The 12,836-nt window shown below is 72.6% G+C and carries 8 protein-coding genes; all 8 read right to left on the bottom strand.

Features of this window, described 5'->3' with window-relative positions; all coding sequences use genetic code 11:
• Window positions 1–9 precede the first annotated feature (9 nt).
• The 8 genes from ACY0PA_RS31390 to ACY0PA_RS31355 are packed head-to-tail and all read right to left on the bottom strand — an operon-like array spanning window position 10 to window position 12,836.
• The gene (locus ACY0PA_RS31390; RefSeq protein ID WP_473080858.1) at window positions 10–903 is read right to left on the bottom strand and encodes a peptidoglycan-binding protein; all 894 of its coding nucleotides are present in this window, start codon (window positions 901–903) and stop codon (window positions 10–12) included.
• A complete protein-coding gene (locus ACY0PA_RS31385; protein ID WP_473080857.1) occupies window positions 903–2,462 on the bottom strand; it encodes a DUF6519 domain-containing protein in 1,560 nt (519 codons plus the stop codon). Before ACY0PA_RS31385 ends, ACY0PA_RS31390 begins: the two co-directional genes overlap by 1 nt.
• 54 nt (window positions 2,463–2,516) lie before the next feature.
• Window positions 2,517–4,685, bottom strand: a complete 2,169-nt coding sequence (locus ACY0PA_RS31380; RefSeq protein ID WP_473080856.1) for a hypothetical protein — start codon at window positions 4,683–4,685, stop codon at window positions 2,517–2,519.
• A complete protein-coding gene (locus tag ACY0PA_RS31375) occupies window positions 4,685–8,452 on the bottom strand; it encodes a putative baseplate assembly protein (protein WP_473080855.1) in 3,768 nt (1,255 codons plus the stop codon). The genes ACY0PA_RS31380 and ACY0PA_RS31375 overlap by 1 nt, the downstream gene beginning before the upstream one ends.
• A complete protein-coding gene (locus ACY0PA_RS31370) occupies window positions 8,449–11,559 on the bottom strand; it encodes a putative baseplate assembly protein (protein WP_473080854.1) in 3,111 nt (1,036 codons plus the stop codon). Before ACY0PA_RS31370 ends, ACY0PA_RS31375 begins: the two co-directional genes overlap by 4 nt.
• Complete coding sequence (locus ACY0PA_RS31365) at window positions 11,556–11,948, bottom strand: GPW/gp25 family protein (RefSeq protein ID WP_329569377.1); 393 nt, start codon at window positions 11,946–11,948, stop codon at window positions 11,556–11,558. The genes ACY0PA_RS31370 and ACY0PA_RS31365 overlap by 4 nt, the downstream gene beginning before the upstream one ends.
• Window positions 11,945–12,280 carry a hypothetical protein gene (locus tag ACY0PA_RS31360; protein ID WP_100591284.1) on the bottom strand — a complete coding sequence of 112 codons (336 nt, stop codon included), beginning with the start codon at window positions 12,278–12,280 and terminating at the stop codon, window positions 11,945–11,947. Before ACY0PA_RS31360 ends, ACY0PA_RS31365 begins: the two co-directional genes overlap by 4 nt.
• 19 nt (window positions 12,281–12,299) lie before the next feature.
• Complete coding sequence (locus ACY0PA_RS31355) at window positions 12,300–12,836, bottom strand: phage baseplate assembly protein V (RefSeq protein ID WP_329569379.1); 537 nt, start codon at window positions 12,834–12,836, stop codon at window positions 12,300–12,302.

Raw genomic sequence — 12,836 nt, 5'->3', positions numbered from 1 at the left:
GTCAGGCTCTCAGGACGCCGGGACCTTCAGCTTGTCCCAGCTGGTCTTGCCCGGAATGCCGTCCGCGTCCTTGCCCTTGAAGCCGAGCTTCTGCTGCCAGGCCTTGTAGGACTTGCGGTCGGCATCGGTCCATTCGGGGCTGGGCCCTTCCTCGTAGTGGTCGCAGCCCTCGGCGACCAGACGGCGGCCCATGGCCGTGATGACCGCGGACTTCTGGCCGTTGTGGAAGAAGCCGCTGCCCGGAAACGGAGCGTGCGACGGCTTGGACGGCGTGGGCTTCGGGTCGGGCTCGGGGCCGGAACCCTGGGACTTCCCGGCGAGCCGGTCGGCGATCCGCTTGCGCATGCTGTCCATCGTGAAGCCGCGCGGGTCCTGCTTGCCCGGCTGCCACTCCTTGTGGCCGATGACCGACCGCTCGCTCCAGCCGTAGTGGCGGCAGATCGCGGCGGACACCTTCTCGATGGCCTCCTTCTGCGCCTCGGGCCAGGGGTCCTTGCCGTCGCCGAGGTTGATGCACTCGAAGCCGTAGAAGTGCCGGTTGCCGTCGGTGTCGGCCTCGTTGTCGTGCGGCAGCTTCGACTCGTTGACGACGGCACGCAGGACGTCGCTGTCGCCCAGCCCCGCATGGTTGGCACGGCCGTTGCCGACGAGGTGGATCTCGCCCTTCTTGTCGATGACGCCGTGACACAGCGGCCCCGGCAGGCCCGAGTAGCCGTTGTAGCAGATGTTCACGGAGGCGTCCGTGCCCGAGGTGACGGTGTGGTGGATCATCACGCCGTTCACCGGGCCCCAGGGACCTTTCGTATTGCGGTTGTGCGTACGCCAGTTGCGCACCTCGTGGACCGTCAGACCCTCTTTCCGAAGGATCTCCACCAGCTTGGACGCGCTCAGAGGTGTGGCCATCACTCGTCTCCTTCCACGGCGGACTCCGCTTCTGCGGTGGTCTGCGACCTGCTGTGCGAGGGGCCTTCGGCCGCGAGCTCCTCACGGTGTGCCTGTTCCTCCGCCGCAAGGGTCGCCTCGTCCGCGGCCGGGATGCTGATCGCGAGCGGGCCGAAGGCGAGGCGCAGGTCGACGGCGCTCTCCTCGCCCTTGACCAGGGCCAGCGGGGCGAAGTGGCGGGCGATGCCGGCGGGCCCCTGGAGCAGCGGGCGGCGCGCCGGGTCCGTCGGCCATTCGACGCTGCCGGTGGCGGTGCGGGCGGGGACGAGCCAGTGGTCGCCGGTCCGGTAGGTGCCGTCCTTGGCGAAGTACACCTCGACGCCATCCTCCACAGGCAGCCACTCCCCCTCCGTGACGGGGACGGCGCCGCCCTTCAGGGCTGCGGTACGGCCCCTGCGCTTCGGACCCTCGCGGTGGTCCCAGCGGCGCAGGAACGGGTGCAGGTGGGGCAGCCGACCGACGCCCGGCTCGGGCTCGGCGGACAGGCGGACCCGGCGGCCCGGCAGGTCGAGTTCCTCCACTCGCAGCAGGGGCAGGGCTTCCAGACGGGAGGCGCAGGCGGTGTCCGTGAACTCGACGAAGTCGCCGACGTCCAGGTCGAGCTTGTCGTCGTGACCGAGGGACGCCAACTGCGCCCAGGTGCCGTCCAGTTCGTCGACCGGGAAGACGACCGAGCCGTTCTCACGGGACCACTTGAAGGTGGCGTCCTTCGCCTCGCCGCCGGCATGGACCTCGACCCGGTACAGCTGGTTCTCCGGACCGCGGAAGCGGGCATCGGGCCTGACCAGGCACGGGTCCTCGTCGGCGTGGTCGGGCCGCTCGCTGCGGGCGGCCAGCCGGGCGGTGGCCGCCGCCTGACTCTGCGCCCATTTGTCGAAGGCCGCGCGGACGACCTCCTTCGACGGGTCGGCGTCCTCGATCGCCAGCGCCGCGAGAGACAGCGGCAGCACCTGCCAGACCACCTTGACGCGGGCCGCGGTGTCCGGCATCGCCGCGCCGAGGGCGACCTCGCGCAGCGCCGGGTCCTCGGCCGCGTTCACCGACCGCTCCCACACGTTCAGGTAGACCACGAACGGCGACTGCGCGGGCGAGGGCAGCCGGTCGCCGGGCTTCTCCGCGTCGCGGTAGGCGTCGGGCTGGTCCCAGTAGGTCCAGTACGAGGGCGGGGTGGCCGTGTCCTGCGCGCCCTCCGCGCCCTCGGCGTCCTCGTCCGGCACGGGCGTGCCGGGCGCCGGGCGGTCCGCGTCGAGCAGGATGCCGTCGACGTAGTAACGGCCGCCGTGGATGTAGAGGGTGTCGATGTCGTGCTTGCCGCCCACGTACTCGATGCGGAAGCCCGCCGCGTCGCGCGGCCCGCCGTAGCGGCCGATCAGGTCCGCGGCGAGGGTGCGGGCCTGGTGGAGCTGGATCGCGGTCTGCTCGTTGGCGTCGGCGTCGAGCTGGACGCGGCCCTGCTGGGCGACGACCGCGGAGTAGTGCCGCTCCGGGTGGAAGGTGAGACGGGACAGATCAGCGTGCATGAAGGGGGTCCCCCTGGTTCAGGAAAGTGCGGGTGGGTCGTACGGCGGCACTGCTCATGTCACGAAGAAGATTCCGGCGTCCGTGCCCGCGGGCGTGTACTCCGCGAGCCGTGCGCGCAGACCGTCCTCGCGCTGCGGCCGGTACAGGTCGTGGAAGGCGCCGATCTCGGCGCCGTCGTCCGCGCCGCGCCGGATCACCTCGGGGCAGCGATCAGCCAACTGCCCGTACCAGGGCGTCCCGTAGCGCACAGCGGCGAACAACGGCTGTACGCCGGGGGTGAGATCGGGCTGGCAGCGGTGCCGTCGTGGCGTGCGCGAGCCGGCGGGGACGTACGAGTACCGCAGGCAGCCGATGCCTCGCCGGGCCACCAGCAGCCTGCCCGTGAAGACCGAGTTCTCGGCGATCTCCACCGCGTGCGTGTGGACTTCGCCGATGACGGTCGTGCGGTGCGCGTGCAGCACGGCGTGAGCGAGGCGGCAGTCCGGGGCGGACAGAGCCTCGCGGTCATGGCCGGTGGCGTCCAGGATGCTGTCGCGGAGGTGGATGTCGAGGGGGTCCTCGCCGACCTCGTCGCCGATGACCTCGATGGTGCCGAGGACGCTGTGCTCGATCTGGAGGCAGGCGGTGGTGCGGTCCAGGACGATGCTGGGCTCGTCGGGCGAGTGCGGCTCGCACCCGGGCTCCAGCGACCAGCCGGGTACGAGGGTGGTGTGCCGTACGACGACGGCTCCCATCGGCCCGGTGACGTTGATGCCGCGCCCCGTGACCAGCAGCCCGTCGAGAACGATGCGCGGCCGCTCGTGCGGGGCGCAATCGTCCGCCACGGCACGGATGTTGAGGGCGTCGGGCCGGTTGCTGTACCAGTCGAGCAGGCGCATCACCGGCCGCGTGCCCTCGGCCGCCCGGAGCTCCAGCCGGTCGCCGGGGTCGAGGTCGAAGTCCAGCTGCTCCTGGTAGGCGCCGCTGTGCGTGATCTCGATGATGCCGTCGGGCCCGGTGCGGTCCGCACGGCGGTCGTGCTGCCAGGCCCGGTACGCGTCCATGATCTGCCGGTACGGCTGTCCCGGGCCGACCCGGTAGAAGGCGGCGTCGGGCCGGTCCACGCGGTCGGGCCGCTCGTACTCGCCGCCGCCCATGTCGGCGCCGGACGCGTAGTGGTAGTCCACCCACACTCCCTGCCGGGGCGCCGACCGCGCCCCGAACGCGATCCGCCCGAGCTCGGGGTCGATGGCGACCTGCCCGCGGCCCGGACGGTAGCGCCAGTCGGACAGGTCGCTGACCACGATGTCCGAGGGCGGTACGGGCTTGTCCTCGCCGTCGCGCCGGATGACGAAGCTCTTGCCGGGACCGTAGTAGTCAAGGAGACGGTCGTGGAGCAGACGGCGGGTGATGAACGCGGGGACGTTGTCGACCGTGGCGATGTGGGTCGGCGACGGTTCCGGGACCGGCTTGGTGACCAGGGGGCTGTCACTGCCGAGGATCGAGAACGTGTAGAGGTTGCGGGCGCGGTCGATGCAGTACGCCGGAGAGGACGTCAGCGAGTACGCCTTGAGACGCCAGACGAAGAGGCCGACTCCCGCCGGGGTCCAACCACCCTGCTTCTTGGGCGAGTTGGCACGGCGGATGTCCACGGTGCGGGCAGTGCTGTCGAAGGGGCCGCCGGCGAGCGCGAGCGCAGAGCCGTCACGGAGGTCGAGGAGACGACCCCTCTCCGCGGCCGTTTCCCGGAACAGCTTCACCGACTGGTGGTGAGCGACCAGCCGCGACAGCTCGACGGCCCGCGCGGGCCAGTCTGCGACCTGCTCGGAGATCTCCTCCAGCAGGTGCAGCGTTCCCTTCCGGCGCCGGTTGGCGACCGTGGCAGCCACGTCCGCGCGCGGCGCGATGGCGTCGGCCAGCGCGGCACGCCCGCCCTCGTGCAGGCCCGTGGTGAGGACGCGTTCGTAGCCCGGCAGGGTGCGGTATCCGACCAGGTCGCCGAGGTACGGCAGCACCCAGGGGGCCGCCGTCTCCACGAACAGGTCCTCGTAGCCCTGCTCGACGCCGTCGCGGACCCGGTCGAGCTGCTCGGCGACGACCGCGAGCAGCGCGCGCAGCGGCTCGCCCTCCTCGGCGTCGCGCAGGAGGTGCCAGCGGGGCAGCAGGGCGGCGAGGCCGTCGGGTTCCCGGTTCGTGGTGAGGGCTGTCGAGTCGAACTGGACATCCGCTGCATGCGCGGCCATCACTTGACCTCCGTCAGAATCAGGGTGTCCGCCGCTCGCGGGGACAGCAGGGCGAGCTGGGCGGGGCGGATGCCGCGGAAGACGAACACGGACCGGCCCTTCGCCAGGCGCCGGGTGTCGGTGATGTCGGGGTTGAGGTGCAGGAGTTCGGCGAGCGGGATGCCATAGCGCGCGCAGACCGCCGACAGGGTCTCGCCGTCGGCGTCACGGACGGTGTGGATCTTCTCGTCGTACGTCGCCTCACGCGCGGGAACACTCGACCGCGGTGGGCCGGGGTCGGTGAGCAGCCCGGCGAGCTCTTCCGGGGTGGCGGACGCGGGGACGCCGTTGAAGACATCGACGTCGACGTAGTCGACACCCGGCACGGTGTGGGCCGCCGCGAGGAGGTCGGAGAGCCGGGCGGGCTGCGCCAACTCGCGTCCCTCGTAGCCGAGTCGGCGCAGCAGCACCTGCCGAAGCCGCGGTTCGACGAACTCCCAGGCGTGGTCCGGAGCGACCTTCACCCTGGCGGCGACGAGCAGCAGGACCAGCTCGCGTACGTCCACACGGACGGGCAGGTTGGCGTCGCCGTACTCGGTGAGCGCCCCGCGCAGGGCGCGCAGGGTGGCTGATTCACGGCCGTCTCCGTCCAGGGGCACGTCGTCGGTGCCCGCGACCGTCACGTGCAGCACGCGCCGCCGCCCGTCGAAGAGTTCGCGTGCGGCGGCCCGGCCGATGCCTGCCCGGGAGCGGGCGAAGTCCTCGTAGTCGGCCGCCGAGACGAGCCGGTCGAGGGCGGAGACGGCCAGCGGGATCGTCCGGCGGGTCAGGCCCGGGCCGTCCGCGTCGGCGCCGCCCGTCGCCGGGCGGGGGTTCGTGACGGCGGTGACGCCGAGCGGGCGGGTGAGGGGCTGAGTGAGGCGGTCGGCAGGGACGTTGGCGGCCTTGCCGGTGCCGAAGCGGTAGCGGGCGTGGACGTTCTCGTGACCGCTGGGCAGCCGGGCCCCGTGCACGCCGTCGCCGAAGGTGACCGTCGTCCGGCCGTCGGAGGCGGTGCCGGTGAGGTAGACCCGCTCGCGCGGGCCGCGTCCGGCCAGGCTGTCGACCTCGTGCCACAGGACCCCGTCGACCCGGATCTCCAGCACCGGTGTGGCGCCGAGGGGGTTGTCGTCGGCAAGCCAGGTGAGCGGGGACTGCCAGAGTGCAAACGTCTGGTTGACGCGGTCCGAGTCGCCGCTGCCGATGGCCTCCTCCCGGCTCTCGCCGTGGGTGGCCTCGACGACGTTTCCGAGGATGCGGACCGTCTCGCGGCGGTAGCGGTGGGCGAGGTCGGTGGTCAGGGTGAGGTGGGTGTGGACGCGGTCCCCCGGCACGTGCGGGTCCACGGTCGCGTCGGCGGCGGCGATGGTGACGACCTCGGTGGCGGTGACGCCGGCCGTCCCAGGGATGTCGCTGCGCTCGCCCGTCACGATGAGCGTGCGTCCGGCGCCCAGCCCGTCGTACAGCTCGGCGAGTTCGATCTCATTGCCGTGGACCTCCTCGCCGAGCGGTTCGTCGGCCAGGCCCAGCGGCGCGCCCGCCGCGTGCACGGTGGTGTCGCGGATGTGCGACAGCAGGACGTCGAACTCGTCCAGCCAGGGGTCGGCAAGGGTGAGTTCGGTGCCGCGGCCGGTGATTCCGTAGTTGGCGTACGCCGCCGTACGCACGGCCACGACCTGGGTGGTGACGAACGCGAGCGCGGCGTCGCCGGGTATGCCGTCCTCGGCACCCTTGGCGGGGCGCTGGATCGCGACCCAGCTGCCGACCGTGATGCCGGTGTGCACGGTGTCGAGCTGCAGCACGCGCCGGTTGACGGGCGCGGGCTTGCCGGCGATGACGATCTCGACCTTGGGCTCGCTGCTGCCCACCCCGTAGCGCACGCTCACCTCGTACTGACCGTAGGTGAACTGCTTGGTGGCGCCCGGGCGCAGGGAGATCTCCTGCGTGGTGCCGTTGTTGATGCCGACGTGGATCAGGCCGTCCTCGTCCGGACGGGACACGAACAGGGTGCATTCGGGCAGACCGTCGCGAAGGCGCGCGGTGACGCCGGGCTCCTGGGAGTCGGCGGGCCGGCGGACCAGCCAGCTCAGGTCGCGGTCCTGGGCGGAGCGCGTCGACAGGTCGACCTGGCCTGGGCCCAGCGCGAAGGTGATCTGCCCGGGGAGGGGCAGCGGCACGGCCCGCTGGTCGGAGCCGTTGCCCTCGACGTACTGGAACTCCGCCCGGATCGGCGCCTTGCCCGCAGTGTCGTGGACGACCCGAATGCTGGTCAGCACGGCCCCCGTGAGCGGCCAGTCCGCGCTGCGGATGACCCGGCCCTTGTCGTCCTGGACGGGCTTGAGCGGGGCCGTGGCGCCGAAGGGGGACGCGGTGACCCGCATCGCGAGCAGGTCGCGCAGGAGTTGCGCGCCGCCGGGGGCGGCGGCCCCCGCCTTGCGCCAGGCCGGGTAGAGGCCGGTGAGGCCGGGGTTGAGGGCCGCGAGGAGGCGGGCCGTGTCCGTGCCAGGGCGCTGAGCGCCGGTGCCGGAGGGCGGGGCAGGGGTCTGGACGCGGAGGGCGGGGAGGACGGCGGCCAAGGTACGGAAGGCGGCAGCGCGCGGGTCGGCGGTGCTCTTCGCCTTGGTGGCCACCGGGGTCCCGGCGGTCCGCGCGGGCGCCAACTCCAGTGCCCGCTCGGCAAGTTCCGCCAGCACCGCCTCCAGCTGCTCGAACCAGGCCGCCACGTCCTCCCACCCAGTGGCCAGCACCTGTGCCTCGCCGAGGCGGGCGACGGGCTCGGCGAGGGCGGCCGCGAGGCTCTCGGGGGTCTTCACGTCGTCCAGAGCCGCCTGGAGCGGCGCCAGAACCTGGTCCTCGAAGTCCTCGATCAGCCGGCTGACCGGGCGCGGGTTGGGCACCTCGGGGGTGGGCAGCTCGTCGCCGGGCTCGCCGGGGGCCGCAGGCTCGGCGGTCCACCGCCGCACCTCGTCGACCAGCTCCTTCAGCGTGGGCGGTGCCGACTTCTGCAGGGAGATCGCCGTAATGTCGTCGTCCCGGTCGATGCGCACGTCTGCGACGGGCAGCAACTTCCGTTGACCGCCTGTCTGTTCACCGAAGACGAAGAGCAACTGATCGCCGGTCTGCAGGGAGTTCGCGGTGCCCTCGACGAAGAGCTCGGAGCGCCGCTCCAGATCCTCCGGCGTGACCAGGGACGGCCGGCGCCTGCGCACCTTCAGCTCGTTCCAGTCCCAGCGGGCCGTGAGGTCCCGGCTGGTCTCGAAAGTCACGGACTCCTCGTCGGCGGAGGCGGGCACACCGTGGGTGCGCGCGCCGCGCGGGATCAGCACGGGCAGCGCCTCGGCACGCGGGTCGCGTTCGAGGGTGTACGCGAGGTGGGTGGCGGCGGCGACGCCGGGCCGGGGGCGGTGGCCGACGAGGCGCCCCAGCAGGACCAGCGATCGGTGCTCGCCGGCCGTACGGATGTATGCCTCGTCGGCGATTCGCTCCGAGTGGAAGGTGAGCAGGTCGCCGAGGACGGCGGTGGCGTCGAGGAGGCCGATCGCCGGGTCGTCGGGGGTACGGACGGTCAGGCCACCGAGCGCCGGGTACGCCGGTGAGGCGAGCCGGTCCAGCAGGGCGGCCAGGAACGAGCCGTACTCGCCGACGCGGTAGTCGAGGGCGGTGCGGCCGGGCGGGTTGTGCAGCGGGGCGGGCGCGAGACGCTCGTCGTGGCCGCCGCACGCGCCCCCGCAGGAACAGGCCTGGCTCATCGGGAACCTCCCAGGGATATCGCCAGCAGGCCGTTCTCCGGCCGGTCCGGGTCGTTGTCGCAGGTGGCGATCTCCAGCGGGCCGAGCCGCAGCACGCCGTCCTCCCTCTCTCCTCGGTCCTGTTCGAACAGCCGCCGCAGCCGCACGACTCGGGCGCTCTGCACGCCCGGTACGGCGGCGGCGACGGCGACCAGACGGCTGAGCCGTACGGGTTCGCCGAAGGTCAGCGCGTCGGGGTGGAAGAACCCGAGCCGGCCGCCCGCGAGGCGGCCGCTGCCCAGCACCCGGTACAGCTCGGCCAGGATCTGCCCGTGCTGATGGCCGGGCGCGGCGCACACGCTCAGCGCGATGTCGAGGGGCACCAGGCGGGCGGGACCGACCACCAGGTCGTGGCCGATGCGCCGGTAGGCCTCCAGGGCCTGCTCGACCCGGGCGAGCAGCTCGGCCGACGGCTCTGTGCTGCCGTACGCGTCGATCGCGACGTGGGCCTCCTGGACGCTGCCGGTCCAGCGGATCTCCGCGGCGGCGCGCTGCACGCCGGGCAGTTCCGCTGCGAGCGCGGCGTAGTCCTCGGCCGTGACCGCGCGCAGGCGGGTGCGACGCAGGTCGAGCGGGGCCAACTGGCGTGCCTGTTCGACGGGTTCGGGCTCGACGCCGCCGGTGGCGGGCAGCGGGTTGCGGACCGCGGCGGCCGGCGGATGGGCGCAGTCGCTCCGGACGACCAGGTGGTTGATGGCCTCCGCGCCGACGTTGCCGGCGATGCCGCCGCCGAGCCGGTGGTGCAGGGCGAGCCGGCTGCCCGGTGTGGGCTTCGCGCCGTGCCGCCCGTCGCCGAAGCGCAGGGCGAGGCGGCCGTCGTCCTCCAGTTCGCCGACGAAGTGCCGGTCGCGGGGGCCACTGTCCAACAGGTCGCGGCGGGGCGCCCAGGAAAGGTCGCCGTCCTCGACACGTACGGCGGGCAGGGCCTTGCGCGGGTCCTGGCCGAGCGCGGCGGTCGCGGATCCGCGCAGCACGGGCTCGTCCGGGTGCAGCCCGGCCGCGTAGTCCGGACCCCAGCTATGGGCGATCTCCCAGGCGATGTGACCGTCGAGGACCGTGCCCGCGCGGGCGCGGGAGGCGAGAATCTCCACACGCCGGAGCTTTGTGTCGAGCAACTCGTCGTTGTTGTGCAGGAGTTCGCGCAGGGCGCGGACGGGATGCGTACGGAGCTCGAACCGCTCGACGACCTTCGGGCCGTAGATCAGGGTGAGTTCGTCGATCTCCGCAGCGGCGAGCCCGTCACGGTCGCGGGCGCTGCGCCACAGCTCGACGAGCCGCTGCCTTACCCGCCCGGGGATCGCGGCGATCCGCTCGGCCTGCCCGGCGGCCACGATCCGCGCGTCCGGGAACGGCACCGCCTGGACGACCGGTGAACGGCCGAGCACCGGGCGGAAGCGGGGTGCGATGCCCGGGTAGACGGACTGCGCGAGCAGGGTGCGCAGGGCGACCGCCTGGGCGTACGCCGTGCCGGGCACCACGCGTTCGTGCCGCTGCCCTGCGCGTTCCAGACCGAGTCCGGCGCGCACGGTCGCCCCCTCGCCCACGACCTCGAACAGTTCGCGGACGTCGTCGGGTACGAGTGCTTGCCCGCTCTCCGCCAGGTCCGTGAGGGAGTTGACGAGCCGGGCGGGCGCGTTGCCCTCGTCCCGGTCGTGGCAGCCGAACGCGGGCTCGCAGGGCGCGACGACGGCGGGCTGGGGCGGCGCGGTGGCCGTCTGCGGGAGTCCGGCGAGGGTGCGGCCGTGGTCGACAAGAACGACATTGCCGCGGGCCACGGTCACGTCCTCGACGGGCAGGCAGTCGCGGCCGCCGCGCGTGGTGAGACAGAGCGGGAAGCGCAGGGCGTCCTCGGCGGCCCAGGTGACCTCCAGGACCGGCTGGTCCTCGATGCGGTCGACGGCCGGGGTGACGGAGGTGAGGCGCACGGCCTGACGGTGGCCCGGGTCCTGGTCTCCGGGGGTGCCGGTGCGCGGGCCCTTCACCTCTTCGAGTACGAGCAAGTCACCTGGATTCAGACCGAGTTGACGGTCCCGGCAGGTCTCCGGGTCGTCCCACTCGTCGCGCAGGGTGGCGGCGGTGGCGCCCTGGGGCAGGGTGCACACCTCGCCGCCCCAGGTCCACAGGCGGATCGTGTTGTGCGCGGCCTTCAGCTCCAGCGGGTCCGCGGCGACGACCGGTTCGAAGACCTCCACCGAGCCGCGCTCGTCCAGGTCGCCGAGGTCGTTCTCGTCGATCACGGTGCCCGGTTCGGGGCGGTCGTGCGGGTCGAGGGTGCGGACGTCGACGGAGGCGAAGCGGAAGGTGCCCGGGGCGAGCGTGGTGTCGCCCGCGGTCCGGACGGTGACGTAGGCGCGCGCCGTGCAGCCGTCGTGCAGCGCGTAGCCGATGAGCCGGACGTGCCGGCGCACGGAGACCCGGCGGCGCGCGGTGTCCAGGTAGGCCTCGGTGGCCACCGCGTCCTGCTGGTAGCTGATCTGGTCGCCGGTGTACGCGAGCAGCTCGACGAGGGTGACACCCAGGTCGGCGGGGTTGCGCTCGACCCAGTCGGGGGTGGTGAGCGCGAGCCGGTCCAGGAGCAGCTTGCGGATGGTGTCGTAGTCGCGGGCCGTGTAGTCGACGACGGGAGCGGCCGGGAAGTCCGGTACCTCCTCGCCATCACCCTTGCAGTCGAAGGGAGTCGGGCAGTCGGGCCGGAAGGAGAAGGACGCGCGGTGGTAGCGCTGGTCGAAACCGCGGAAGGGCTCGGTGCCGGGCCGCCCGTGCGGGTCGGTCTCGACGAGCGAGAACACGTATTCCGAGGTGTCTCCGGCCTGGTCGAGGGTGACGTAGAACCGGTCGTCGAGCTCCGGGTCCTCCTCGCGCTCGACGCTGACGTCGACGGCGGTGATGCCGGTGATCCGACGGCCGCCGTCGATCCGGACGTTCTCCGGTCCGAGGCCGTGCGGTGCCTTGCCGAGGAACATGGCGGTGAGCAGCAACCCGTCGTCGCTGACCTCGACGGAGTCGACTCCATTGAGCTGAGCGGCTCTTACCTTGACGCGGCGGGAGGTGGTGGTACCGGTGGTCACGCCGCCCTCCCTTCGAAGACGTCGTCCGTGCGGGTTCCAGTGGCGCGCAGGACGTACGACAGGTAGACCCGTACGGCGTCGTCGGCGCTCTCCACGTCGAGGGCCACCACGTCGATGAGGTCGCCGAGCCAGCGCTGGAGTGAGGCCTGCACGGACAGTTCGAGCGTGCTGACGAGTTCGGGGGTGTTCGGGGCGAAGACCAGGTCGAGGAGCCCGCAGCCGAAGTCGGGGCGCATCACCCGCTCGCCGGGGCTGGTGAACAGCAGTTGCTCGATCAGGTCGTGGACGTGCTCGCCGTGGCCGGCGTGCGCGGTGCGTCCCCGGCGGTCGGTGCGGAAGGGGAACGCGATGTCGCTGCGCGGGCGGGTTCCCCGGCTCGTCTGGCTCATCGGACGATCACCTTTCGCTGTGCGGCCTGGACGACGGGCGGCCCCTGCGGCACGAACGCCGCGGTGAAGCACTGGGCCGCGGAGGTGTCGAGCAGCACAGGGGCGCCGTCGACCGTGATGCCGGCGCCGTCGGCGGTCCAGCGGACCGAGACGCAGGGCTTGTGCACACCGGCTTCGGTGTGCGGGCAGCCGGTGACGACGTACGCGTGCGTGGCCGTCGCGACGGCCACGCCCCCGATGCGTACGCCGCCGGAGGGTGTGGTGGCGGCGGTGACCCGGCCGCCGTGCGGGCAGCCGATCACGGCTCCGGCGTCGAGCAGACTCCCGGACACTTGGTTCTTCCCCCGTCTTCTATCGCTTCGAGAGCACGGTCAACTGGCCCTCGTTGATGGTTACTTCGTTGCCACGGAGCACGACTTGGGCGCCTGCGCCGGTCGCGATGACCACGGCTTCCTTGGTGATGCGGATGTACGCGCCGCCTTGGGCCTGGAGCAGGATCCCCTGCTCGGCACCGGCGGTGTCGTTCATGACGAGCTTGTGCGCGGCCGGCGTCTGTACGACGACCGGCTTGCTGGGCGAGTTCGCCGCCAGCTCGCGCCGCGCGTCGGGCGGCAGCTCCTCGGCGGCGCCGTACCAACACCCGGTCCACACAGGGAAGCTGGGGTCTCCCTGCTCGAACTCCACCCACACGCCCGCGCCCGGCGGCGGCACCACGAACTGTCCGGCCTCGGGTCCGGTGAACGGCAGGCACGGAAGCGCCCAGGTGGATGCCTCGTCACCGAGGACGTCGGGCACCTCGACGGTGATGCGGCCGATGCGCAGCGGGTCGTTGTTGTCCACGACCCGGCCGCGGAACTTGCCGAGGTAGCGATTGCCGTCTGCCGCCAT

This window comes from Streptomyces sp. DS1-CR2 (assembly GCF_055760475.1).
The sequence above is the reverse complement of the archived record's forward strand: the minus strand, read 5'-3'. Positions and strand labels throughout refer to the sequence as shown.